At 56.8% G+C, this 23322-nt stretch carries 26 protein-coding genes; 14 read left to right on the top strand and 12 right to left on the bottom strand.

Annotated features, from left to right (window positions below):
* Positions 1-197: 197 nt before the first annotated feature.
* From hemL to INT32_RS20230, 3 genes are all read right to left on the bottom strand, one after another.
* Positions 198-1475 carry a glutamate-1-semialdehyde 2,1-aminomutase gene (hemL, locus tag INT32_RS20240; RefSeq protein ID WP_193090499.1) on the bottom strand — a complete coding sequence of 426 codons (1278 nt, stop codon included), beginning with the start codon at positions 1473-1475 and terminating at the stop codon, positions 198-200.
* 102 nt (positions 1476-1577) lie between these two features.
* Positions 1578-2249, bottom strand: coding sequence for a thiamine phosphate synthase (gene thiE / locus INT32_RS20235; protein WP_193090498.1), 672 nt, complete (start codon positions 2247-2249; stop codon positions 1578-1580).
* Positions 2250-2341: 92 nt separating this feature from the next.
* Complete coding sequence (locus tag INT32_RS20230) at positions 2342-3151, bottom strand: bifunctional hydroxymethylpyrimidine kinase/phosphomethylpyrimidine kinase (protein WP_193090497.1); 810 nt, start codon at positions 3149-3151, stop codon at positions 2342-2344.
* 208 nt (positions 3152-3359) lie between these two features.
* Between INT32_RS20230 and INT32_RS20225 the strand changes: the two genes are divergently transcribed.
* Genes INT32_RS20225 through INT32_RS20195 form a run of 7 tightly spaced genes read left to right on the top strand, consistent with a single transcriptional unit; the run spans position 3360 to position 8070 of the window.
* Positions 3360-3524: a rubredoxin gene (locus INT32_RS20225; RefSeq protein ID WP_014749785.1), complete on the top strand. Its 165-nt coding sequence runs from the start codon at positions 3360-3362 to the stop codon at positions 3522-3524.
* Positions 3525-3549: 25 nt separating this feature from the next.
* A complete protein-coding gene (locus INT32_RS20220) occupies positions 3550-4131 on the top strand; it encodes a YqgE/AlgH family protein (protein WP_193090496.1) in 582 nt (193 codons plus the stop codon).
* A complete protein-coding gene (gene ruvX, locus INT32_RS20215) occupies positions 4124-4519 on the top strand; it encodes a Holliday junction resolvase RuvX (RefSeq protein WP_193090495.1) in 396 nt (131 codons plus the stop codon). Before INT32_RS20220 ends, ruvX begins: the two co-directional genes overlap by 8 nt.
* Positions 4520-4564: 45 nt before the next feature.
* Positions 4565-5089 (top strand): bifunctional pyr operon transcriptional regulator/uracil phosphoribosyltransferase PyrR, encoded by a 525-nt coding sequence (gene pyrR / locus INT32_RS20210; protein WP_193090494.1) that lies wholly within the window; start codon positions 4565-4567, stop codon positions 5087-5089.
* On the top strand, positions 5082-6035 hold the full coding sequence (locus INT32_RS20205) for an aspartate carbamoyltransferase catalytic subunit (protein WP_193090493.1): 954 nt from the start codon (positions 5082-5084) through the stop codon (positions 6033-6035). Before pyrR ends, INT32_RS20205 begins: the two co-directional genes overlap by 8 nt.
* Positions 6032-7324: a dihydroorotase gene (locus tag INT32_RS20200; protein WP_193090492.1), complete on the top strand. Its 1293-nt coding sequence runs from the start codon at positions 6032-6034 to the stop codon at positions 7322-7324. Before INT32_RS20205 ends, INT32_RS20200 begins: the two co-directional genes overlap by 4 nt.
* Positions 7321-8070, top strand: a complete 750-nt coding sequence (locus INT32_RS20195) for a lysophospholipid acyltransferase family protein (protein ID WP_370540263.1) — start codon at positions 7321-7323, stop codon at positions 8068-8070. The genes INT32_RS20200 and INT32_RS20195 overlap by 4 nt, the downstream gene beginning before the upstream one ends.
* Positions 8071-8151: 81 nt before the next feature.
* Here the strand turns inward: INT32_RS20195 and INT32_RS20190 are convergent, their stop codons facing one another.
* The 7 genes from INT32_RS20190 to mpl all read right to left on the bottom strand — a co-directional run bounded on the left by INT32_RS20190 (position 8152) and on the right by mpl (position 15949).
* Complete coding sequence (locus INT32_RS20190) at positions 8152-8967, bottom strand: symmetrical bis(5'-nucleosyl)-tetraphosphatase (protein ID WP_193090491.1); 816 nt, start codon at positions 8965-8967, stop codon at positions 8152-8154.
* A complete protein-coding gene (gene lptG, locus INT32_RS20185) occupies positions 8967-10142 on the bottom strand; it encodes an LPS export ABC transporter permease LptG (RefSeq protein ID WP_193090490.1) in 1176 nt (391 codons plus the stop codon). The genes INT32_RS20190 and lptG overlap by 1 nt, the downstream gene beginning before the upstream one ends.
* Positions 10143-10447: 305 nt before the next feature.
* Positions 10448-11137 carry a monofunctional biosynthetic peptidoglycan transglycosylase gene (mtgA, locus tag INT32_RS20180; RefSeq protein WP_193090512.1) on the bottom strand — a complete coding sequence of 230 codons (690 nt, stop codon included), beginning with the start codon at positions 11135-11137 and terminating at the stop codon, positions 10448-10450.
* An 83-nt stretch (positions 11138-11220) separates the two neighbouring features.
* Entirely contained in the window at positions 11221-12069 is an 849-nt protein-coding gene (aroE, locus tag INT32_RS20175; protein ID WP_193090489.1) for a shikimate dehydrogenase, read from the bottom strand.
* Positions 12066-13970 (bottom strand): ribonuclease catalytic domain-containing protein, encoded by a 1905-nt coding sequence (locus INT32_RS20170; RefSeq protein WP_193090488.1) that lies wholly within the window; start codon positions 13968-13970, stop codon positions 12066-12068. Before INT32_RS20170 ends, aroE begins: the two co-directional genes overlap by 4 nt.
* A gap of 12 nt (positions 13971-13982) precedes the next feature.
* Positions 13983-14564, bottom strand: coding sequence for a YqiA/YcfP family alpha/beta fold hydrolase (locus tag INT32_RS20165; RefSeq protein WP_193090487.1), 582 nt, complete (start codon positions 14562-14564; stop codon positions 13983-13985).
* On the bottom strand, positions 14561-15949 hold the full coding sequence (gene mpl, locus INT32_RS20160) for a UDP-N-acetylmuramate:L-alanyl-gamma-D-glutamyl-meso-diaminopimelate ligase (RefSeq protein ID WP_193090486.1): 1389 nt from the start codon (positions 15947-15949) through the stop codon (positions 14561-14563). Before mpl ends, INT32_RS20165 begins: the two co-directional genes overlap by 4 nt.
* A gap of 206 nt (positions 15950-16155) precedes the next feature.
* Here mpl and INT32_RS20155 point away from each other — a divergent pair, with 206 nt between their 5' ends.
* From INT32_RS20155 to INT32_RS20125, 7 genes are all read left to right on the top strand, one after another.
* Positions 16156-16686 (top strand): TlpA disulfide reductase family protein, encoded by a 531-nt coding sequence (locus tag INT32_RS20155; protein WP_193090485.1) that lies wholly within the window; start codon positions 16156-16158, stop codon positions 16684-16686.
* A gap of 94 nt (positions 16687-16780) precedes the next feature.
* Complete coding sequence (gene aroQ / locus INT32_RS20150; RefSeq protein WP_128395822.1) at positions 16781-17245, top strand: type II 3-dehydroquinate dehydratase; 465 nt, start codon at positions 16781-16783, stop codon at positions 17243-17245.
* A gap of 26 nt (positions 17246-17271) precedes the next feature.
* On the top strand, positions 17272-17709 hold the full coding sequence (accB, locus tag INT32_RS20145) for an acetyl-CoA carboxylase biotin carboxyl carrier protein (protein WP_193090484.1): 438 nt from the start codon (positions 17272-17274) through the stop codon (positions 17707-17709).
* 2 nt (positions 17710-17711) lie between these two features.
* Entirely contained in the window at positions 17712-19061 is a 1350-nt protein-coding gene (accC, locus tag INT32_RS20140; protein ID WP_193090483.1) for an acetyl-CoA carboxylase biotin carboxylase subunit, read from the top strand.
* 58 nt (positions 19062-19119) lie between these two features.
* A complete protein-coding gene (prmA, locus tag INT32_RS20135; protein WP_193090482.1) occupies positions 19120-20037 on the top strand; it encodes a 50S ribosomal protein L11 methyltransferase in 918 nt (305 codons plus the stop codon).
* A gap of 9 nt (positions 20038-20046) precedes the next feature.
* Positions 20047-21102: a DUF3426 domain-containing protein gene (locus INT32_RS20130; protein ID WP_193090481.1), complete on the top strand. Its 1056-nt coding sequence runs from the start codon at positions 20047-20049 to the stop codon at positions 21100-21102.
* Between the two features lie 10 nt (positions 21103-21112).
* Positions 21113-22063 carry a carbohydrate kinase family protein gene (locus INT32_RS20125; protein WP_193090480.1) on the top strand — a complete coding sequence of 317 codons (951 nt, stop codon included), beginning with the start codon at positions 21113-21115 and terminating at the stop codon, positions 22061-22063.
* Between the two features lie 59 nt (positions 22064-22122).
* On the opposite strand, the gene INT32_RS20120 is transcribed toward INT32_RS20125, so the two are convergent.
* Both INT32_RS20120 and INT32_RS20115 read right to left on the bottom strand, forming a co-directional pair.
* Positions 22123-22671: a YggT family protein gene (locus tag INT32_RS20120; protein WP_193090479.1), complete on the bottom strand. Its 549-nt coding sequence runs from the start codon at positions 22669-22671 to the stop codon at positions 22123-22125.
* A gap of 199 nt (positions 22672-22870) precedes the next feature.
* Positions 22871-23322 (bottom strand): histone H1-like DNA-binding protein (locus tag INT32_RS20115; protein ID WP_193090478.1); only part of this gene is annotated, 452 nt, incomplete at its 5' end.

Here is a 23322-nt window from a genome sequence, read left to right as displayed (position 1 = left end):
CACCTTTAACATATTATGGATAACCCTGAGTGTAGCGTCTTTTTTATTTCACATTGAGAAAACCGGGATATCTGAAAAAAAATCTCCGAGGGTCCGCAATGGCGTTTTTCCGACGCAAGGCTTGGAAGCGGCGGCGACGGGGATGCGGCACCGGATCGATGGCGCAGGGCGCACATGCGATCTGGTGCCGGTTGTTGTTATAGCAGTGAAAATGCGCGGGCGGCTGCGTCCAGCGTTTTTTCCAAAATCTCGTCACTATGCATGGCCGAGACAAAACCGGCTTCAAAGGCCGATGGCGCCAGATGAACGCCATTGTCCAGCATGCCGTGGAAAAAGACCTTGAAGGCGTCATGGTTGACGTCGGATACCTGCGCGAAAGTGGTGGGAACGGTTTCACGGAAATACAGCCCGAACATGCCGCCCACTGAGTCGGCGCAGAACGCTACGCCTGCAGCCTTGGCCTTTTCCTGCAAGCCGGCAACCAGTTTGGCCGATTGTGTCTGCAAGTGCTCATAGAAACCGGGGCGCGACAGTATTTCAAGTGTAATAAGGCCGGCGGCGACGGATACTGGGTTGCCCGACAGGGTGCCCGCCTGATAGACAGGTCCCAGTGGTGCAATCTGGTCCATGATATCGGTGCGACCGCCGAAGGCGCCCACCGGCATGCCCCCGCCAATGACTTTGGCCAGTGTCGTCAGATCGGGCGTGACGCCAGACAGGCCTTGTACTCCCTGAGGGCCAGCACGAAATCCGGTCATGACTTCGTCGAAAATCAGCAGTGCGCCATATTCCGTGCACAATGCGCGCAGGCCGGCCAGGAATCCTTCCGCCGGCTTGATCAGGTTCATATTGCCGGCTATCGGTTCCACAATAATGCAGGCAATGTCGGCGCCGAATTCGACAAATGCAGCCTTGACTGCGTCCAGGTCGTTATAGTCCAGCACCAGCGTATGCGCGACAAATTCGGCAGGGACGCCGGCAGATGTCGGGTTGCCAAAGGTCAACAGTCCGGAGCCAGCCTTGACCAGCAGGCTGTCGGCATGACCATGGTAGCAGCCTTCAAATTTGATAATCTTATTGCGGCCGGTGGCGCCGCGGGCCAGGCGAATGGCGCTCATGGTCGCTTCGGTACCAGAGCTGACCAGACGGACCTTTTCAATGGAAGGAATGCGCGAAATAATGGCTTCGGCCAGCAATGACTCGGCCTCGGTCGGCGCGCCGAAAGACAGGCCTGATTCTGCGGCCCGCTGCACCGCCTGAACAACTTCCGGATGTGCATGGCCAACAATGGCCGGGCCCCACGAGCCCAGATAATCAATATACTGTTTGCCATCGGCATCCCATATATAAGCGTCTTTTGCCTTGCTGATGAAGCGCGGCGTGCCACCTACCGAGCGGAACGCCCGTACCGGCGAGTTGACGCCACCTGGAATGGATTGAAGGGCGCGTTTAAAGAGAACTTCGTTCTGGGACATAATGAAATCTTTATCTGAAAAATGAGTGAAAAGGTGGCCGGTTGTGTCAGGGCTTGTTGCGCGCGGCATGGGCGGTGACATGACCGGGCAGGAAAACGTCAATCATGACGACGGCGAGGGGCGCTTGTCAAACAGCGACGCATAGTAGGCGGCGGCGCTGCGAATGTCCGGTTCACCGAATAATCCGGTGATGACGGCGATACTGTCGGCACCGGCTTCTACCGCCAGATGGGCATTTTGCCTGTTGATTCCGCCAATCCCGACCATTGCCGGCTTGCGCTGCGCACCCGGCGGTTTTCTGACTGCCTGAAACAGCGACAGGGGCGCATGGACCGCGTCGGGCTTGACCATGGAAGGAAAAAGGGCACCAAAGGCAATGTAATCTGCCTGGTCCTGCATGGCGGTGCCGGCCAGCTCCAGGCTGTCATAGCAGGAGACGCCGATCAGCAAGGGCGCCTGGTTCCGTTGTTGCAACTGTGCGCGAACGGTTGCGATGGCTGCATCGTTTTTACCTAAGTGAACGCCATCTGCATCCAGCTCCAGTGCCAGCTGCCAGTCATCATTGACGATAAACAACACGCCTGCCGCACGACAGATCGCCCGCAGCGACGCAGCGATATCGCGCGACTGTTCGGGCGGCATGGTTTTCTGTCGCCACTGCAGCACCCGCATGCCGCCTTCGCAGGCCAGTGCAACGGCCTGTTGCAGGCGTCCGGCGTCATGCCATTCGGGCGTAATGCCGTATAGACCGGAGGGAAACGTTTTTGCTGTCATTGCGCGGTATGCCTGAAGGGAGATGCAGATATCTATAGAAGTATAGCGAGAAAGCGCTGGCGGTTGTCCGCAAGCCTGTATCAGGCAGAGGATCAGGGTTTCTGCAGCCTTTGCGCAACCAGCTTGCTCATGCCCAGCTTGCGCCCGTTGGCCAGCGCCTTGTGGGCGTAGGTAATGGCCTGCTCGCAGGCTTGGGTCATCGCCTGGCCTCGCGTCAGTTCGCAGGCCAGGGCAGCGCTGATCATATCGCCGGCTTCAGATTGTCCGGCCAGCGGGAAAAAGCCAAAAGCAAGGCTGCGATCGCCGCCTTCGAGCAAGACATGCTGATGGGCGTCGTCTGGTGAAGGACAAAACAGCGCCAGGCAGGATTTTGCCCCTGCTGCCAGAATGGCTTCGAGCACCACCGGGATCGGGTTCACGTCGTCATGGTCATCTTCCGGGGCCCATAAGTTCAGGTAGCTGCAGTCGACGACAACGCAACTGGCCTGTGGAATAAGGGTTTCCCAAGTTGCCTGCAGCAAGGCCTCGATCTCGTCATCGGAGCTGTCTTCGATGACCGACGCGTATTGCGGCCCAAGATACAGAACCAGCGGGACGCTGTCATAGTCGGCGGCGATTTGCGCAATCACACTGACGTGGTCGGGGCTGTAAAGGCCGCTGGCCCGGATGGCATGAACCGGGATGTCCTCGAGCAGGCAGCGTGCCTGATTGTCCAGGATTTCGTCCGCAATGGGATGGATTTCCTCGATGACGCCGGTGTCCTGCACCATAATGGCGGTCAGCGCGGTGACCGCCTGGCAACCGAATTGCGTGGCGGTCAGGACATCGCCAGCGAGCCCGGAGCGCCCGGTTGGATCCAGATGGTTGAAAAACAGCACTGCAGGGGCATGATCAGGGGACACGAGGCGTACTAAGTGAAAAACAAAAGCGGTGAAAATTGCCGGTGCACAAAAAAGCACGGCGCGGTTTTTGGGAAAACGGACCAAAGGTATCATTTTAAATTAAAATGGGTACTAAAGCGTGCGCGAGCATGTTTTCGGGAACAAGCCCGATGGGCCGGTTCCATCCGATTCGTGAAGTTACATTTGAATGTTAGGAAATAACCGTATTATGCGTACCTGGATGTGTTTAATTTGTGGTTGGGTTTATGATGAGGAAACCGGCGTTCCTGAAGAAGGAATTGCGCCGGGTACCAAATGGGAAGACGTCCCCCCCAACTGGGTCTGTCCTGAATGCGGTGCGCGCAAGGAAGACTTTGAAATGATGGAAATCTGACGCGCATCCTCAAAAAGGAAGGACCATGACCGAACACGAAGACAAAAAAGAATCTGAATTTGTCAGTATGGCGAACCAGTTCCTCATGGCCATGCCTTCTCAAACATCCGATATTTTCGAAGGTGGCGTGGTATATGTTTGTGAACATTCCGAAGACGGTGCGCTGGGCCTGTTGCTGAACCGGCCTACTGACCTGTCGGTGGAGCAATTGCTGGAGCGGCTCGAACTGGAAGTCAATGCCGATCTGGCTGCGCAGACCGTTTTCTATGGCGGGCCTGTCCAGACTGATCGCGGTTTCGTCCTGCATCATCCGGCCGGTCATTATCGTTCCAGTGTCGTGCTGGGCGAGATGGCGCTAACAACCTCGCGCGACGTGCTGGAAGACCTGGCGCGGGGCGAAGGTCCGCAGCAAATTTTTATTACGCTGGGTTATGCCGGCTGGTCTGCGGGTCAGCTGGAGCAGGAAATTGCCGCCAATACCTGGCTCAATGTCAGCGCAGACCGCAATATCATTTTCAACAAACGACCGGCTGACCGTTATACGGCAGCACTGGCGCTGCTTGGCATCGAACCCGCAGCCTTGTCCGGTGATGCCGGACATGCCTGAAGAAACCCTGCTGGCGTTTGATGCCGGCATGAAAAAAACCGGCGTGGCCCTGGGTAATACGTTGACGCGACAGGCGCGCCCGTTGTGCATTATCCGCGAGGTGACGCGCGATGGTCGCTTTGCCCGTATTGCTGCGCTGCTGTATGAATGGCAACCCGAAAGGGTGGTGGTCGGCCTGCCGCTAACCAGCGCGGGCGACGAACAGCCTGCTTCAAAATTTGCCCGGCGCTTTGCCAACCAGTTGCACGGCCGTTTTGGCCTGCAGGTCGAGCTGGTAGACGAACGCGGTTCCAGCATGGAAGCGCAGGCGCTTCTTGGCAACAACGAAGAAGATGATGCCGTGGCGGCCGCAGTTATTCTTCAACGCTATCTGGATAGCTTAAAATAACGGCATCTTTGATAACGGCACCTTTGCTAACAGGATCGAAAAACCATGACAGGCAGCCTGCCCAGCGCCGAAGAACTTTACGCGCATCTGAAAAACGCCCTGAGCGAAAAGCTAAGGGGCACTGACCCGGCCAACACATATCTAGTAGGTATTTATTCAGGGGGCGCCTGGCTGGCACGGCGACTCTGCGGCGATCTGAATCTGCCCAATCAGCCGGGCACGCTCAATACCAGTCTGCATCGCGACGACTTCAGCCGCATTGGGCTGCATTCGCAAACTCAGCCAAGTCACGTGCCGTTCGAGGTCGAAGGCGCGCACATTTTTCTGATCGACGATATTCTCTTTACCGGCCGCACGATCCGGGCAGCGCTCAATGAGCTGTACGATTATGGCCGGCCGGCTTCGGTTCGCCTTGGCGTGTTGATCGACCGGGGGGGCCGCGAGCTGCCCATTGCGCCCGATATCTGCGGCGGCGTGCTGCCTTTACCACGCGGCAGCAATTATGTTCTGGCTGCTGATGAGGACTCCCGTTTTACCCTGGCCCTGGAAGAGGAACCCCGCCATGTTTAACCCGCAATTGAACCGGCATGGCGAGCTGACCCATCTGCTGTCCACCGAGGGGCTGCCGCGCGATATTCTGACCCATATCCTGGACACGGCCCAGACATTCGTGCCCATGGCTGAACGCGATATCAAAAAGGTGCCGCTGCTGCGCGGCAAAAGCGTCTTCAATCTGTTTTTTGAAAATTCTACCCGCACCCGTACCACATTTGAAATAGCTGCCAAGCGGCTCTCGGCCGATGTCTATAACCTGAATATCAACGTATCGTCTACCGCCAAAGGCGAGTCGCTGCTCGATACCATCAGCAATCTGACGGCCATGCAGGCCGATATCTTTGTCGTGCGGCATGAAGCCAGCGGCGCACCGTATCTGATCGCGCGCCACGTGCAGCCGCACATTCACGTCATTAACGCCGGAGATGGTCGCCACGCGCATCCTACGCAGGGCTTGCTGGATATGTACACCATCCGCCATTTCAAGAAAGATTTTTCCGGGCTGACGGTCGCCATTGTGGGCGATATTCTGCATTCCCGGGTCGCGCGGTCCGATATTCACGCACTCACCACGCTGGGCGCGGCCGAAGTGCGCGCCATCGGTCCGCTCACACTGCTGCCGGGCGGGCTTGAACAAATGGGCGTCAAGGTATTTACCGATATGCGCGAAGGCCTGCGGGACGTGGATGTGATCATGGTGCTGCGCTTGCAGAATGAGCGCATGAAGGGCGCGTTGCTGCCGTCTTCGCAGGAGTATTTCAAGCATTACGGGCTGACCCACGAAAAATTAGCCTATGCCAAACCGGATGCCATTGTCATGCACCCGGGGCCCATGAATCGCGGGGTTGAAATTGATTCTGCCGTCGCGGACGGACCACAGGCGGTTATTCTTAATCAGGTAACGTTCGGGATTGCTGTCAGAATGGCAGTCATGAGCATCGTAGCTGGAGCTTCTCAGTGAAAATAGTAATTAAAGGTGGCCGGCTGCTTGACCCGGCTTCCGGTACGGACCAGGCCGGTAATCTTTATATCGCAGCCGGACGCATAGTCGGCACGGGCCGGGAACCGGACGGATTTGAATCGGCACGCACCATCGATGCCACCGGTAAACTGGTGATTCCGGGTCTGATTGACCTTGCTGTCCGTCTGCGCGAACCCGGCTTTGAACACCGGGCAACGCTGGAGTCGGAAATGCAGGCCGCGCTCGCCGGCGGGGTGACCAGTCTGGTGTTGCCGCCCGATACCGAACCTGCACTGGATGAGCCTGGCCTGGTCGAAATGCTTAAACACCGCGCCCGCCAGTTGCATCAGGCTAATCTGTATCCCTTGGGCGCAATGACCAATCGCCTTGAAGGCAAAATCATTACCGAAATGGCCGAGCTGACCGAAGCCGGTTGCATTGCCTTTTCCCAGGCTTCACTGCCGCTGATCGATACTGGAGTCCTGCTGCGCAGCATGCAGTATGCGAAAACCTATGGCTATACCTTGTGGCTCACGCCGCTGGACGCATCCCTGTCCAAGGGAGTAGCGGCCAGCGGACCCTTTGCCTCGCGTCTGGGGCTGGTCGGCGTGCCTGAGCAGGCAGAAACGATTGCGCTGCATACCCTGTTCGAATTGCAAAAAGTTACGGGTACGCGCCTGCATATATGCCGCCTGTCGAGCGCGGCCGGGATTGCACTGGTGCGCCAGGCCAAGGCGCAGGGCCTGCCGGTTACCTGCGATGTGTCGCTCAATCATTTGCACCTGACAGACCTGGATATCGGGTTTTTCGACAGCAATTACCGGCTGGATCCGCCCTTGCGCGGCCAGCGTGATCGCGACGCGATTCGCGCCGGGCTTGCCGATGGAACGATTGATGCCGTCTGCTCGGATCATACGCCGGTGGACGACGATGGCAAGCTGATGCCCTTTGCCGAGGCCGAGGCAGGCGCCACGGGTGTGGAGTTGCTGTTCTCGCTGGTGGTCAAATGGGCGCAGGAGGAAAAGCTGCCGCTGGTACAGGCGCTGGGACTCATTACCACCGGGCCGGCCGCCATTCTGAAGGCGGGCGCACCGTCGTTGCCGGGCTGCGGTACGTTGTCTGTGGGCGCGCCGGCCGATATCGCCATTGCGGATGCCGACGCTGCCTGGACAGTCGGGCGCGATACGTTGCTTAGCCAAAGTGCGCACACGCCCTTTGTCGGTTACGAACTGCCTGGCAAAATTATCATGACGCTGGTCAGTGGTCGCAGCGTGTGGGAGTCTGTGTGATCGCGTATTTACGGTTTGTTGTCAGGGCGATCTTTCTGATTCTTCTGTTACTTTCGGGACTGCTGACGGCCGCTATCGCTTTGCCATTCATGAATCGGCCGGTGCAAGATGCCGTGACCAAAGCCTGGTCATGCTGCCTGATGCTGGTTTGTGGCGTCAAAGTGGTGCGTCATGGCACACCGATCAAGAGCGGCCCGGTCTTGTGGGTTGCCAATCATGTGTCGTGGATTGATATTTTTATTCTGAACAGCTGGCGGGCGACGTCGTTTATCGCCAAACAGGAAATCCGCAGATGGCCGGTGATCGGCTGGCTGGTGGCCAGGGTGGGCACGGTGTTTATCGAACGAGGGCAGCGTCAGGCCATCGGTCGTGTCAGTGACAATATGAAGAGGCTGTTCGAGCGCAATATCTGCGTTGGCTTGTTTCCCGAGGGCACGACCTCCGATGGCCTGGACGTCAAGCCATTTAGCACAAGTCTGTTCGAGCCCGCCATGCGTGCCCATGTGGCGATTCAACCGGTCGCATTGGTGTTTTGGTATGAAGGTCAGCGCAGCGGGAAAATGGCTTTTATCGGCGACCAGACTCTAATTGGCAATATCTGGGTTCTGCTCAGTGCAAGCCACGTCTGCGTTGAAGTTTATTGCCTGCCTGCGGTCACGCAAAATGGTCAGCCATCGGAGCTGGGGCGCGCCGAGTTGGCGGCAAAAGTGCGTGACGCCATTCGGGCCAGGGTGGTTCAGGACTGAACGGTTACTGTCGGCTCTGGCAGGGTTGGGTCAGGCCCCTGCCGGTCCCGGCAGAACCGCTGCATTTGCCGCTTGCATGCTTTATTGCTTGCCGTGCTGTTTGCAGTCTATCTGGATGAGCTTGCGATCGCTCAGGCGCAGCGCGGTCAGTTTTCCGCCCCACACGCAGCCGGTGTCCAGGGCCAGCAGATTCTTGCGAATCAGCAGGCCCAGTGTTGACCAATGTCCGAAGATGATAGGGATATCGGCCGTTTTTCGGTCAGGCACGTCAAACCAGGGCACCAGCCCCGGATGGCCATCGGGCGCGTCCTTGGATGCAAAATCCATTTCGCCCTGCATTGTGCACAGTCGCATACGGGTAAAGGCGTTGATAATCACCCGCAGCCGTTTTGCGCCCGATAGCTTGTCCTTCCACTGGACGGGCTCATTTCCGTACATTTTTTGCAGGTTCTTTTTCCATTTGTCGCTGATCAGCGCCTGATGCGCCTCTTCGGCCAGCGCCAGGGTCTTGTCCAGATCCCATTTGGCCATGACGCCGGCATGAACCATCAAATGCCCTGCCTCGTAATGGGCCAGCGGGCGATGTCGCAGCCAGTCAATCAAATCGTTGACATGCTTGTCCTTGAGAATCGCGTCGAATGTGTCTGATTTGTTCTCATTGCGTATGCCGGCATGGACGGCAAGCATATGCAGATCATGGTTGCCCAGAATGCTGACGGCGCGATCGCCCAGCTTGATAATGCGCTTTAACGTACGCAACGACTGCGGCCCGCGGTTGATCAGGTCGCCGGCAAACCAGAGCCGGCAGTCGGGATCTTCCTGAATCAATGGATGGTCAAGCAGTTCGTCCAGCGCACCACAACAACCCTGTAAATCTCCTATAGCCCAAATATTCATTACGTCGCAGCCTTCCCCGACAGTGGTGCACGTTGCATGCGCGGGGTCCGCCGGGCTTCCATGAGGTAGAGCGCAAGCATGGCGATCAGCATCGCGATCGTATTGGGCGTAAGCGCGGTAAACCAGGGGGGCAGATTCTTCAACATGCCCACATTCAATGCAAGCTGGTTGATCATATAGAATGCAACGCCCAATAAAATGCCCAGAAACACCTTGCCGCCCACACCGCCCTTGCGTGTTTGCATGAATCCGATAGGTGCGGCAATGGTAATCATGACCAGCAACGTGAACGGATAGCTCAGTTTGCGCCACAACGCCACAACCTGACGGTTTGTCTGCAACTTGTTCTCTTCCAGGTATGAAATGTAATCAAGCAGCGAAATCGTCGACATGCGGTCCGGTTGCATCTGGCCGGCCAGCAGGCGATTGGGGGTAAGCGTCGTTGTCAGTTCCAGCGTTGGCAACACCGTGCGCCTGGCAACATCGGCGACCGGCTTGTTGGGGTCGGCCAGGGCGGATTTGGCATCGATCAGGCTGGTGATGTGTACTACATCGGTCAGGGTGAGGGTGTTCTGGCTGAAGTGTCCGGTTTTTGCATGATCAAGAGAAATAAACCGGCTCTCGTCTGCGTTGTACGTGATGATGCGAATGTCCTGTACGCTGCCCTGGTCGCGAAGTTGTGCAATGTTGATGGTGCGGATATTGCCGTGGTCATCGGGTTCGCGAAACCAGTGGCCCGAATTCATCTGTCCGCCGCTGGCTTTGCCCAGGTACTTCAGGCTGGCTTCGCTGGTCATGAGTTCGGCACGAGGCGTAACAAATTCCGACAGTACGAATGCGCCTAGCATCAGCGGAATGGTAATGGTCCAGAGCATGAGCAGCAACGAAATGCTGCTGACACCCGAAACGCGTAGTATCACCAGTTCGTTGCGCTGCGCCAGGCTGGCCAGCGCCAGCACCGACCCGATCAGCAGCCCGATGGGCAACAGATCATACAGACGCGTTGGCAATTGCAATACCTGCAAATACAACAGCGAGAACAGCGGAAACTGATCGCTGATGCTGTCCAGTTCGTCTATTAGGGCAAAAAAGGTGAACAGGCCCACGAGCGCCACCAGTACAGCCACGGTGGAGCGGTAGATTTCTGTCCCTATATATTTTCTTGCTGTGCGCATGTGTCTTATTAGTGTCCAGTCAGACGCAGGAAAGTGTTGCGGCTGGCCTCAGAATCGTTGATTTTACTGTTGTTTGCAGGTCGATTCCAGCATAACAGCTTCTCGCCGATAAATTTGCAGGCCCTATTGCAGACCTTGCAAATGCTGTTGATCCAGCACTCATGTCTGGGGCATCGGTCGTATCCCCAATGTCGTTCTCCTGTATTTTAGCGTTGATTGCCGTGCGATAAAGTAACTGGTTGGTAACCGGGGATGCTGTCATTGCGTTTAGGTGATGACGGTCGACGGCCTGCCGCGGTTCCGCTTTATTCAGGCAGGATTGCGCTGCGCATGCGGGCAGAAATTGTCCGGCCGCGCGATTGCACATAGCGCGATTGCAGGTTCTTTCCATAGACCCTTGGATTGGGCAGAATGGCTGCCAGGCGCGCGGCCTGAAAAGTCGACAGACGCGCTGCATCCACGTTGAAATAGTGGCGGGCAGCAGCCTGGGCGCCGAAGATGCCGTTGCCGTATTCCACAACATTCAAATACAGTTCCAGAATTCGCCGCTTGGACATGATCGCTTCTATCATATAGGTAATGACCAGTTCCTGGCCCTTGCGAATATAGGTGCGATCGGCCGATAAAAACAGGTTCTTTGCAAGTTGCTGCGTGAGCGTGGAGCCACCGCGGCGGCGATTGCGGCCGGCTTGCTCCTGCCGTTCGTTATAGCGCCAGGCCTTGCGGATTGCCTCCCATTCAACGCCGGAGTGTTCGGTAAAGCGGGCGTCCTCGGCGGCAATGACCGCCTTTTTCAGGGCAGGACTGATTGCCTCATAGGGTGTCCATTCATATTGAATGCTCACTGGCCGATCCAGGGCCGCCAGACGGCTGGCCTGTTCGCGCATATAGGCACTGCCGCCGGGATTGAAGACGCTGTACCAGAGTACCCAGGCGAACAGATAGATCTGATACAGCAGAATGACCGCAATCAGCAGGGCAACAAGATCGACCATTGAGCGAGCTATCGACTGTGCGCGCACGCGCTCGGCGATACCGATAACAATCTGGCTGGCGATGCGTCCGACTGCCTCGAGCATCAGACCGACCCCGTCAGTTCCATGCGCAGCGCAGTGAGAGCCGACGCAGCATCGGGCTCAATCTGGTTCCAGATGCGAAAACTCTCGGCGCCCTGGTAGACCAGCATGCCCAGGCCGTCTGATGTATAGCAGGCGCTGGCGTTGCGCGCCTGCTGCAGAAACGGCGTGTCGCCGTCTGCGGTATAGAGCATATCGTAGGCCACGGCGTCGGCGCGAAACAGGCTGTCAGGCAGGGGCAATGTCTGGCCCGACAGGCTGCTGGCGGTGGCATTTATGATAATGTCCCAAGTGCCCTGCAGCAAGGAAAATGCCGAGGCCGTTACCTGTGCGTGCGGGCCCGATAGCGCCGTAGCCTGTGCGGCCAACGCATGGGCTTTTTCTTCAGTACGGTTCACAATGTGCAGATGTGCGCATCCGGCCTGCAACAACGCAGGCATGACGCCGCGCGTTGCCCCGCCGGCTCCGATCAATAGAATACGACTGTCACGCAGCGTGATGTGCTGGCGCAGCATGTCATTGACCAGCCCGACGCCATCGGTATTGCAGGCGTGTATGTTGCCATTTTCCTGCCACAGGGTGTTGGCCGAACCGGCCGCCCTGGCGCGATCGGAGATACGAGGTTCGGCCAGTGCGTAGGCTTGTTCCTTGAAAGGCAACGTAATGTTCAGACCACAGCCGCCGGAGACAAAGAACTGCTTCACGTGATCGCTAAAATGCGCCGGTTCTACGCATTGCTTGCTGTACTCGATCTGCAGGCCGGTCTGCAGGGCAAACAGGGCGTGCAGGCGTGGCGACAGGCTGTGTTTGATCGGGTTGCCAAGAACGGCGAATGTGCGTGGTGTGTTCATGATGCAGTTGCCTCTGCGTCCGGTTGCACGAGCCCGGCATATTCGGCGTCAATATGCAGTGACAGCTCATCGGTGCCGCGTACATTAATGACAATACGATCATTGCGTTCAAGCTCTGGTACCCCGTTCACTTCGATAACAAGCGGGATTTCTTCGAGACGAACCAGATTGTCGCGGATGAAGGTGCCATGAAGCCTGGTACGTGACTGCTGGGTCAGCCAGCGCAGACACCAATAGCGCTCCAGCCGGTTCTGGAATTCGTGCCAGAGCATGTACTGGGAGTCGAAGGCGCCGATGATGGCGTACAGATCGGCGTCTTTGGGTTTGAACGGTGCCACCAGGCGTGCCGATACGCCGTGTTCGGCGGCGGCAAGAATTTGGCGCTGGTTCACCAGATCGACATAGCGGCGCAGTGGCGACGTGGCCCAGGCATACTGGGGAACGCCGATAGATTCATGCGGCAATGGATGGGTAGACATGCGCGCGCGCCCCATCTGTTGGGATCGATACACGCCGGGCAGGCCGTGCTCGTTGAGATATCCACCCCACTGCGTGTTGGCAAGTATCATGTACTCGGCAACGATTTGATCGAGCGGCGCATTGCGCTGTCGCGGAATAAGCTCGATGACCGAATTGGGATCATCGGCAGGCCCGTGCAGGCGGAACGTGTATTCCGTGCGGTTGTTGTTTTCCGGTTTGCCGCGCATCTGTTCGCGCGCAGCCTTCAGGTGCTGTCCCAGCTTCCATAGTGGCCGGAATAACTCGGCGTAGGGCAGGCTAGCCGCCTGGTCTTCGAGCGCTTCGCGGGTAACCTGCGTCACCAAATCGTCGATACGCAGGTTTTCACAAATCGTGATGGTTTCAGCGCGCGTGACAGTTTCCTGTATTTCACCTGTAGCGATATTGGCTGTGACGTACAGGGACAGGGCAGGCACCCGCTTGCCGGCATCCAGCGAGAACATGCTGATCAGCGTGTCGCTTTGCATGGGAATCTTATCCCCCGGCATGTATAGCGTAGACATGCGACTGCGGGCCAGTTTGTCCAGGTCCGAATCACGCGTGACCACCAGCGCCGGAGCAGCAATATGCACGCCAATCCGGTACAGATCGCCTTCAATATGTGTCGCCGACAGCGCATCGTCAATCTCGGTCGTGCTGATGTCATCAATGGAGTAGGCCACAACGTCGCCGGACGGCAACTCTGGTATTGGCGGGATGTCCAGCTCGGGCACTGCCGTTCCCTTGGGAAAGTGCTGTTTGAGAAATCTTTCCATATGCACGGCTAGCGCATGCGGATATACGCCCAGCTCCAGCAACAGGGTTTCAGCGGTCTTGCCACTTTCGGTCAGCGCCTTCTCGAAGGCTTTCCACTGCAGCGTGTTTTTGTCCGGGCGAATCAGGAATGTGCGGGCGGCTTCGCGCAAGTCGTCGGGCAGCGTGCCGGCCAGCATGGCATCGGTCCAGGCCTGCTGCTGTTCGGCCTGACGCTGTTTCTTTTCCAGGGCAGCCAGTGCCGCCTGCAAAATATCGGCAGGCGCTGCCTTGTAATGACCTTTGCCCTTGCGGTGAAAGTAGGCTGGCGCGCTATGCAGGCGCAGCAAAATCGCCGTTTTTTCGGTAATGGACGGTTCGTGTCCGACATAATCGCGAGCCAGATCCTGGGCCGAAAATTCATCTTGCGGAGCGCATTCCCACAGAAATTGCAGATCGAGCTCTTCGCCCATCGCCCGTGCCTGTTCGAGCATGGCTTGTGGCTCAATACCATCGAAGGTAAAGATGACTGCGTTGCGCTTGATTTTGCTGCGTTTACCGCTGACCGACTCGACCTGTAGCGTCGAATCGGCTTCGGAATGAATTTTTTCAGCCTTGAAGCTGCCGTCGTCTTCAAAAACCACGTACATGAATATGAGTTCCTACTTAGAGGCGGTGAAATCGAGAATGGCAGGGAGATAGCGTTCAAACATGGAAAATGCGTGATCCCCTCCCTGTATCAGTGTGAGGCGTGCGCCATCGTAGCGTTGGGTCATTTCCTGCCAGTCCAGCACTTCGTCTCCGGTACAGGCCAGCAGATAATAGTGTTGCATGTCGGTCAGAACGGGCCGATACAGGCTGGCCAGCGCCTGAACGGACGCCGCCGTAAATGAAAAAGACCCATCACTATGAAATTTTGTGGTGTGGCCTAGCTGGGTGGACAGGTCACGTACTGCGTATATTGCCGGATTGATCAGGACTGCCTTGCAGTTCAATTCCTCCTTTAGCCAGGTGGCATAGTAGCCGCCAAGCGAAGAACCGATCACTGTCAGATTTTGCATATTCCCGGACGGGCACAGCTGCTTTGCATGTGCCATGGCCAATGCAATGGCGGCATGAGGATCATCCGGCAGATCGGGCGCGGCCAGTTCATGGGTGCGACCAGCGGCAGCCATCGCTTGCTGCAATTGCTGCGATTTGGCAGAAAGAGAAGACGAACGAAACCCGTGCAGATAGAGAATCATGAGACCGTTTGCGTCGCTGTCTGCTGCAGGGCTTGCAGCAGTTTTTCGTGGATGCCGCCAAAACCGCCGTTGCTCATGACCAGAATCACGTCATCGGGCTGAGCCTGCTTGCTGACCTCTTGAACCAGCAGATCCAGGTCGTTGAAGCCCTGGGCGGGTACGGTGCTGTTGCCGAATACTTCGGCCGGGTCCCAGCCAAGCGCATGTTTACCGGTTTTGGCGCCGAAACAGTAGATACGGTCGGCCAGAGCCAGGGCCTGTGGCAATCTTGCGGCCATCGTGCCCAGTTTCATGGTGTTGGAGCGGGGTTCGAGTATGGCAAGAATGCGGCGCGGTCCAACCTGCTTGCGCAAGCCGTCCAGGGTGGTCTCAATGGCGGTGGGGTGATGGGCAAAATCGTCAAAAACCTGGATCCCATTGACGGTCCCGCGCAGCTCCATGCGGCGGCGGATGCCGGAAAACCGCGACAGCGCTGCAATGGCGGCGGCCACCGGCACATTCACATGGCTGGCCGCAGCAATGGCAGACAGCGCATTATTGGCATTGTGCACGCCCGTGCGCGACCAGCTGACCTGTCCTTGGGGTTTGCCGTCATACAGGACGGTAAACCTGCTCATGTCGGCCTGGTCCGTTTCGAAGGTCCAGCGCCCGCCGGGGCCGAACTGATCCTCTTGTGACCAGCAGCCACGCTGCATCACCCGCGCGAGCGCCTGGTCCTGTGGCGGATAGATAATGCAACCGCTTTGCGGTACGGTCCTGACCAAATGATGAAATTGCGTTTCGATGGCGGCAAGATCAGGGAAGATGTCGGCGTGATCGTACTCAAGATTGTTCAGGATCGCCGTGCGGGCATGATAGTGCACAAATTTTGAACGCTTGTCGAAAAAAGCCGTATCGTATTCGTCGGCCTCAATGACAAAATAGCGTTGCGCCTGGTCGTAACGGGCTGAAATACCCAAATTGGTAGCAATGCCCCCAATCAGAAAGTTGGGTTGCAGGCCGGCATCCTGCAGGATCCAGGCCAGCATGGAGCTGGTCGTGGTTTTGCCATGCGTGCCTGCCACGGCAAGCACGTGCTGGTGCTGCAGGACATGATCTCCCAGCCATTGGGGCCCGGACACATACGGCAGCCCCTGGTCAAGAATCGCTTCCATCAGGGGGTTGCCACGCGTGACAACGTTGCCGATCACAAAAAGATCGGGCCTGATGCCTGTCTGGGCGGCATCGAACCCTTCGATCAGCTCGATACCCTGTTCCTGCAATTGTGTACTCATGGGAGGGTACACGCCAGTATCGCAGCCCGTGACCTGGTGCCCGGCCGCGCGCGCAATCAGGGCCAGACCGCCCATAAACGTGCCACAAATGCCCAAGATATGTAAATGCATAAATTTCTCCTGAGCGGTATTTTAAGCGGAATCAGCCACATCGCGGCCATTGCACCGCTCAGTAGGTAGAATTAGCAATACGTATGTCATACAGTTGCTGTTACAGGATGCGTTGTTTCCGGTAGCGGAACCTGCCACTGGCCCCGCTCCTGCCCGAGCACGCTGTTATTTTCATACAACGTTTAAAACATGATGGGTAATACAGAATGAATCGTAGACAGTTAGTTGGGGCAGGCGTGGCCCTTCCCTTTTTGTTAATGACCCGACCGGCCTGGGCCAAGGCGAAACTGAATGAAGACGTGTCGGCCGTGGACGAGGCTGCGCTCAACGAACTGCTGGGCCTGTCGCTGCCCAATCTGGGTGGTACGACGGTATCGTTGCGGGATGCCATCGACGGCCAACTGACCATTATCAATTTCTGGGCCTCATGGTGCGCCCCCTGTGTCAGGGAAATGCCTGCGCTGGACGCGCTGCATAAAAAACAGCAGTCGGTCAATGTCGTGGGCATCGGGCTTGATACTGTCGCCAATATTGAAGCATTTGCACGTAAAACGCCGGTATCTTACCCTTTACTGACGGCAGGGGCAGGTAAAATCAGTCTTATGCGCAAGTTGGGCAACCCCAAGGGAGGGCTGCCATTTACACTGGTGCTCGATAGTAAGGGCAATCCACTGGCCACGATCCTGGGTGAAATAGAGATGGAAGGCCTGGCTGCGTTCGCGCGTAGGCATGCGTGAGTCGGCGCCAGACCTGCGGATTGGTAGATTTTAATAGACAAAAGCGTGAAATTGCCGTTAAATACGAGTTTATTTGCTTATAGACTGGCGCTCAATGACGCAAAAGGTACTGGTTCTCAATGGTCCTAATCTGAATCTGCTGGGTACGCGCGAACCGGATGTCTACGGTCGGCAGACACTGCAGGACATTCATGACGCATTAATGCTTGCTGCAAGCGAAGCCGGCGTGCAATGCGAATGTTTCCAGAGCAACCATGAAGGCGAGCTGGTCGAAAAAATCCAGTCTGCGCGTAACAATACCGCGTTCATCGTCATCAATGCTGCAGCGTATACGCACACCAGTGTCGCCTTGCGCGATGCCCTTGGCGCCGTAGCCATTCCATTCATAGAGGTACATATTTCCAATGTACATCAGCGCGAATCCTTCCGGCATCACTCCTATCTGGCAGACAAGGCGGTTGGGGTCATCTGCGGGCTTGGTGCCGATGGTTATATGGCCGCCTTGCAATACGCGATAAAACATCATTTAAAACAGGCCCGGAAAACGGCGTCTGTCTGACAATCAACTCGAAGCATGGAATTAATATGGATCTCAGAAAACTGAAAACGTTAATAGATCTGGTTGCCGAATCAGGCATCGCAGAACTTGAAATCACCGAAGGTGAAGGCAAGGTCCGCATTGTCAAGTTCTCCCAGACGCTGCAACCGGTAGCCCCGGCCCAGCCACAGCCGGCTCCTGCAGCTGCCGCGGCTCCCGCCGCCGCGCCTGCTGCACCGGCAGCACCCACCGGCCACATTGTCAAGTCTCCTATGGTTGGCACTTTTTATCGGGCGCCCAACCCAAGTTCGCCCCCATTTGTTGAAGTGGGCGCCACGGTTGCCGAAGGCGATGCGCTGTGCATTATTGAAGCCATGAAACTGCTCAATGAAATCGAAGCGGACAAATCCGGTGTGATCCGGGAAATTCTGGTTGAAAATGGCGAACCCGTTGAGTTTGGCCAACCACTTTTCGTGATTGCGTGAGTATGTTTGAAAAAATCCTGATTGCAAACCGGGGTGAAATTGCCCTGCGTATCCAGCGCTCCTGCCGCGAATTGGGTATCAAAACGGTGGTCGTGCATTCTGAAGCCGACCGCGATGCCAAATATGTACGCCTGGCCGATGAGTCGGTATGTATCGGCCCAGCGCCGGCTCAGCAGAGTTATCTGCATATGCCGGCCATTATTTCTGCTGCAGAAGTCACCGATGCCGAGGCGATCCACCCGGGCTATGGTTTCCTGGCAGAAAATGCGGATTTCGCCGAACGCGTTGAGCGCTCCGGTTTTGTGTTCATTGGCCCTCGTCCCGAAACCATTCGCATCATGGGTGACAAGGTCAGTGCCAAGCAGGCCATGATCGCTGCCGGCGTACCGGTAGTGCCTGGCTCCGAAGGCGCATTGCCCGACGACCCGGCCGTCCTGCTGGAAACGGCCCGCAAGGTGGGCTATCCGGTCATCATCAAGGCAGCCGGTGGTGGTGGCGGACGCGGCATGCGCGTGGTTCACACCGAAGCCGCCCTGGTGAGCGCTGTGAATCTGACCAAGGCAGAAGCACAGGCAGCATTCAATAATCCCGAAGTGTACATGGAGAAGTATCTTGAAAATCCACGGCACGTTGAGATCCAGATCCTTGCCGATGGCAAGAAAGACGCTGTCTGGCTGGGTGAGCGCGATTGCTCAATGCAGCGTCGCCACCAGAAAGTAATTGAAGAGGCGCCGGCGCCCGGCATTCCGCGCAAGCTGATCGAACGCATTGGCGAGCGCTGCGCCGAAGCCTGCCGCAAAATGGGTTACCGTGGTGCGGGCACCTTCGAATTCTTATACGAAAACGACGAATTCTATTTCATTGAAATGAATACCCGCATTCAGGTTGAGCACACTGTGACCGAATGCATCACCGGCATCGATCTGGTCCAGCAGCAGATCTTTATTGCTGCAGGCGAGCCGTTCAAGCTGCGCCAGCGTGACATTACCTTTAAAGGGCATGCCATCGAGTGCCGTATCAATGCCGAAGATCCCTATACCTTCATGCCGTCGCCCGGCCTGATCACCAACTGGCATGTGCCCGGCGGACCAGGTGTTCGCATCGATTCACATGTGTTCAATGGCTATCGGGTACCCCCAAATTATGACTCCATGATCGCCAAACTCATTACTTTCGGCGATACGCGTGATCAGGCCATCGCCCGCATGAACCTGGCCCTGTCTGAAATGGTCGTGGAAGGTATTCAAACCAACATTGCACTGCATCGCGAACTCATGACCGATGCACGTTTTGTCGAGGGTGGAACCAGTATCCATTATCTGGAACACAAACTCGAACAACGAGCAAAATAATCGTGTCAGCAGAAAAGGTCTTCGGACCTTTTTTTGCAACGACGCAAGAGGATAGGCCATGCGGGAACTTGTTTTATCATGCTCGGAAGACCGGGCGGAAGCGCTGTCGGACATATTGCTCGAACTCGGCGTGCTGTCGGTGTCTGTCGAGGACGCCGACTCGGGCACCGAGCGCGAAACGCCGCTTTTCGGAGAACCCGGCGGCGAGCCCGATGTCCAGGCCTGGAATCACAATCGTGTTGTTGCGCTTTTGCCCGATGACATCGCGCTCGAAACTTTGCTGCAAGCGCTGGCGCAGCAAAGCGGCGAAGACTATGCCGGCTCGGCTGTCGTGCGTGAAGTCGCCGACACCGATTGGGTGAGGCTGACGCAATCGCAGTTTGCGCCCATTAGCATTACCGATCAGATCTGGATCGTGCCCAGCTGGCATCGTGAAAATCCCGAGGTGCCCAACGCCGACGGGCAAGGCCACCCCATTCTGATCGAATTGGATCCCGGGCTGGCATTTGGCACCGGCAGTCATCCAACCACACATTTATGTGCGCAGTGGCTCGCGGTCAATCTGCAGAGCCAGCAAACGGTGCTCGATTACGGTTGTGGTTCCGGTATTCTTGCCATCATTGCAGCCAAACTCGGCGCCCGTGATGTTGTCGGCGTCGACATTGATGAGCAGGCGGTACAGTCTACTGAGTACAATGCGCAGAACAACAGGGTACAGGTTAAAGCATGTCTGCCCGATGGGCTGCAGGCCGGAACCTTTGATATCGTGGTGGCCAATATTCTGTCAAATCCGTTGAAAGTACTTGCGCCCATGTTGTGTGGCCGCGTGGCGCCGGCGGGCCGGCTTATTCTGTCGGGTGTCCTGGAGCGCCAGGCGCAAGAGGTTGCCGCTGCCTATGCGCCATGGATCGACATGTCGGTCTGGCGCAGCCATGAGGGATGGGTATGCCTGGCCGGCACTCGCAAGCAGACCTGAGAGACTTGTATGAAAACGCGTTGTCCAGATTGCAGTACCAGCTTTGATGTGACGCCGGCGCAGTTGAATGTGCGTAACGGCAAGGTGCGTTGCGGCGTTTGCTCCACCGTTTTCAATGCTTTCGATCACGCAGTGCAAGAAGAGCCTGATTTTCCGGTATTGCGAGCTGACAAGGCGCACGACGATGCATTCTCTGTCCGTCATGAGCCAGGGTCGGTATACCATACTCCTGCGCGCGCCGGCGATCGCCCGGGACGTCCCGCCGTGTCGACGGGGCGATATCATGAAGCTGCAGCAGGCCCGCACGCGGGTCAGGCGACTGAGCCGATGCTGGACGATGAGGATGATGAGGATGATGAGGGCCTTGAGGATGACGGGCTCGCCCCGCGAACAGGCCGGGCGCAGGACACCGACCGGGGGGCTGGCGAGCGTTTTGTGGTGGGCGCGCCAAGCCTGTCGGGCAGCGGCGCATATTATCAGGATAAACGGGGGCCAGCGCCCCAGGTTCATGTGGAAGGCCAGTATCGCCGACGCGTTCAGCGCGACACTGAGTACGATGATCCCGAGCGCAGCAGCGGCAGTGGCCTGATCTGGTTTCTAGCCGTGTTGTTTGCCCTGATTGTTCTGTTCGCCCAGGGCGCCATTGTGTTTCGCAACCAGATTGTCAGTGTGGCGCCAACCTTGCGACCCAAGCTCGTACAGTTGTGCAGTTTTGTTGGTTGTCAGGTCGGCTATACGCGCTCCGTACGGCATCTGGCCATTATGAAGCCGGCCTTGCGTCAGGTGAGCACGCCGTCGGCTACGCCCGAAACCCGGGCATTCAGTCTGCATGCCGTCATCAAAAACAACGATACGATCGCCCAGCCGTTGCCGTCGCTGGTGCTGAGCCTGAAGGATGCGTCCGAATCCGTTTCTGCCCGCCGCATCATCAAACCGCAAGAGTATCTGTTGCCCGAAGCGCAAAAGCGCGCTTTCCAGCCAAATGACGAAATTGCCATTAATTTACCTGTACAGGTCAGTCGTACAGATGTGGCCGGTTTCGAATTGAGTTTGTTTTATCCCTGAAGGTTTTTCAATGAATAATGCAGTTCTTATTTGCGGTTCGGTGGCATTTGACACCATCACGACCTTCGAAGGTCATTTCAAGGATCATATCCTGCCGGGCAATATCAAGTCATTGAGCGTGTCCTTCTTTGTACCCACGATGCGCAAAGAATTTGGCGGTTGCGCGGGCAACATTGCCTATAACCTCAGGTTGCTGGGCGGCAATCCGGTGCCTGTGGCAACGGTAGGGCCCGATGCAAGTGATTATCTGGCGCGCATGAGCAGCCAGGGTATCGATACCCGTCTGGTGCGTGTGCTGGATGATATGTTTACGCCGCAATGCCATATCACCACCGATCTAGATGGTAACCAGATCGCGGCGTTCCACCCTGGCGCCATGACGCGCTCCACTGAAAATGATGTAAGCGGCGAGTCTGCGGCCTGGGGTATTGTTGCGCCAGATGCCAAGGACGGGATGTTCAAGCATGCCCGCGCCATGCAGGCGGCAAAGGTTCCGTTTATTTTCGACCTGGGCCAGGCCATGCCCCTGTTTGATCGCCAGGACCTGGAAGACATGCATGCACTGGCAGATGTCTGGACCTTCAACGACTACGAGGCATCCGTGGTTGAGCAGCGCATGGAAAAGTCTGTCGATGAGCTGGCTGATGGGTTGCGGGCGATCATTGTGACACGCGGTGCCGAAGGGGCGACACTGTACGAAAACGGCAGCCAGCGCGCCATCGCGCCTTGCAAGGCGGTCGCCGTCAACGACCCCACCGGGTGTGGCGACGCGCACCGGGGCGGTTTGCTGTATGGGCTGACTCTGGGCTGGTCATTTGAAGACGCCTGCAAACTGGGTAGTATCATGGGCGCCATCAAAATTGCCTCCCAGGGGCCGCAGAACCACAGTCCATCAAGGGATGAGATTTCGAGCCTGCTGGATACGGCCTATGGCCTGCAACTGCCCGTGAGCACGCGCTGATAAAAAAATGCCAGCCCAGTATAACCGGGCTGGCAGTGCATATGTTGGCCGACTGGGTCTTAAAAAGGCATTAGGCTGGCAAGCGCGATTTGCAATACTTGCAGAATAAGAATCAGCACCAGCGGTGAAAAATCGATCATTCCCGTGCGGGGCATAAAGCGGCGGATCGGATCAAGCAGCGGGGCCAGCAGCGTATTGAGGACCGGCATTACCGGCTGCATGGGGTTGATCCAAGACAGGATCGCCTGAAAAATACATAGCCAGGTGGCCAAGCTCAGCGCCCATTTCACCGTCATCAGCAAAGCAACAACCGGCAGGCGCAGTAACAGGCCGTCTGCGAATCCCAAACCGCTAACCGACATCATCAGAAGCAGTTCCACTGCGGCGCAAATAAACGCCATGAGTAAAGAGGCGCTATCTATCTTGGTTCCCGTTGGCAGGATCGTGCGCAAGGGGACGACAGCCCAATCGGTGATGTTATTGATCAGACGCGCGTACGGGGTAAACGGATGGATCCGTACCCAGTACATCCAGGCTCTGAGCAGGAATATGGAAATCAGCAGCGAAAATACTGTCGAGATCAGAAATGTGAGTATGGAAGAGATCATGATTTACGGGCCCGACAAAATAAAAAACCGCCCAACCAAAGGCCGGACGGCTTGATCAATACAGCTGCGGCCCGCTTCGATCGCAAAATTTGAGTTTGATCGAAGCGGTGACGCAGGGGCCACTGGGACTCCCTGCGTTCCGGATATCAACGTGCTGTCCGAGAGGGCAACATCATTATAACCGGACTGATGCCGCGTCTTAAGGACGACCACCTGTTGGGAATGGCCATGCTGCAGACGTATTGCTTGCGGTTTTTGCATCATCGGCGGACACGGTTTCTGCTACTGGCGCAGCCGGCGCTTTTTTCACGACTGGCTTTTTGGCAGCAGGTGCCTTCCTAGCGACCGGCTTTTTTGCAGGTGCCTTTTTCGCTACCGTCTTGGCAGGCGCCTTTTTGGCAACGGCTTTTTTAACCGGTGCTTTTTTGGCCACTACTTTTTTAGCGACGGCTTTCTTGGCAGGTGCTTTTTTAGCTACGACCTTTTTGGCAACAGCTTTCTTGGCAGGTGCTTTTTTGGCGACGGCTTTTTTAGCAACGGCTTTCTTGGCAGGTGCTTTTTTAGCTACGACCTTTTTGGCAACAGCTTTCTTGGCAGGTGCTTTTTTGGCGACGGCTTTTTTAGCAACGGCTTTCTTGGCAGGTGCTTTTT

The sequence above is a fragment of the Advenella sp. FME57 genome, assembly GCF_014897675.1.
Classification (GTDB): Bacteria; Pseudomonadota; Gammaproteobacteria; order Burkholderiales; family Burkholderiaceae_B; genus Advenella.
This window is presented reverse-complemented; position numbering and strand designations above follow the sequence as displayed.

Coding starts and splice junctions, on each gene's coding strand:
- hemL (WP_193090499.1), bottom strand. CDS start 1,475: ATGTCCCAGAACGAAGTTCTCTTTAAACGCGCCCTTCAATCCATTCCA.
- thiE (WP_193090498.1), bottom strand. CDS start 2,249: ATGACAGCAAAAACGTTTCCCTCCGGTCTATACGGCATTACGCCCGAA.
- INT32_RS20225 (WP_014749785.1), top strand. CDS start 3,360: ATGCGTACCTGGATGTGTTTAATTTGTGGTTGGGTTTATGATGAGGAA.
- INT32_RS20220 (WP_193090496.1), top strand. CDS start 3,550: ATGACCGAACACGAAGACAAAAAAGAATCTGAATTTGTCAGTATGGCG.
- ruvX (WP_193090495.1), top strand. CDS start 4,124: ATGCCTGAAGAAACCCTGCTGGCGTTTGATGCCGGCATGAAAAAAACC.
- pyrR (WP_193090494.1), top strand. CDS start 4,565: ATGACAGGCAGCCTGCCCAGCGCCGAAGAACTTTACGCGCATCTGAAA.
- INT32_RS20205 (WP_193090493.1), top strand. CDS start 5,082: ATGTTTAACCCGCAATTGAACCGGCATGGCGAGCTGACCCATCTGCTG.
- INT32_RS20190 (WP_193090491.1), bottom strand. CDS start 8,967: ATGAATATTTGGGCTATAGGAGATTTACAGGGTTGTTGTGGTGCGCTG.
- lptG (WP_193090490.1), bottom strand. CDS start 10,142: ATGCGCACAGCAAGAAAATATATAGGGACAGAAATCTACCGCTCCACC.
- mtgA (WP_193090512.1), bottom strand. CDS start 11,137: ATGGTCGATCTTGTTGCCCTGCTGATTGCGGTCATTCTGCTGTATCAG.
- aroE (WP_193090489.1), bottom strand. CDS start 12,069: ATGAACACACCACGCACATTCGCCGTTCTTGGCAACCCGATCAAACAC.
- INT32_RS20170 (WP_193090488.1), bottom strand. CDS start 13,970: ATGTACGTGGTTTTTGAAGACGACGGCAGCTTCAAGGCTGAAAAAATT.
- INT32_RS20165 (WP_193090487.1), bottom strand. CDS start 14,564: ATGATTCTCTATCTGCACGGGTTTCGTTCGTCTTCTCTTTCTGCCAAA.
- mpl (WP_193090486.1), bottom strand. CDS start 15,949: ATGCATTTACATATCTTGGGCATTTGTGGCACGTTTATGGGCGGTCTG.
- INT32_RS20155 (WP_193090485.1), top strand. CDS start 16,156: ATGAATCGTAGACAGTTAGTTGGGGCAGGCGTGGCCCTTCCCTTTTTG.
- aroQ (WP_128395822.1), top strand. CDS start 16,781: ATGACGCAAAAGGTACTGGTTCTCAATGGTCCTAATCTGAATCTGCTG.
- accB (WP_193090484.1), top strand. CDS start 17,272: ATGGATCTCAGAAAACTGAAAACGTTAATAGATCTGGTTGCCGAATCA.
- accC (WP_193090483.1), top strand. CDS start 17,712: ATGTTTGAAAAAATCCTGATTGCAAACCGGGGTGAAATTGCCCTGCGT.
- prmA (WP_193090482.1), top strand. CDS start 19,120: ATGCGGGAACTTGTTTTATCATGCTCGGAAGACCGGGCGGAAGCGCTG.
- INT32_RS20130 (WP_193090481.1), top strand. CDS start 20,047: ATGAAAACGCGTTGTCCAGATTGCAGTACCAGCTTTGATGTGACGCCG.
- INT32_RS20125 (WP_193090480.1), top strand. CDS start 21,113: ATGAATAATGCAGTTCTTATTTGCGGTTCGGTGGCATTTGACACCATC.
- INT32_RS20120 (WP_193090479.1), bottom strand. CDS start 22,671: ATGATCTCTTCCATACTCACATTTCTGATCTCGACAGTATTTTCGCTG.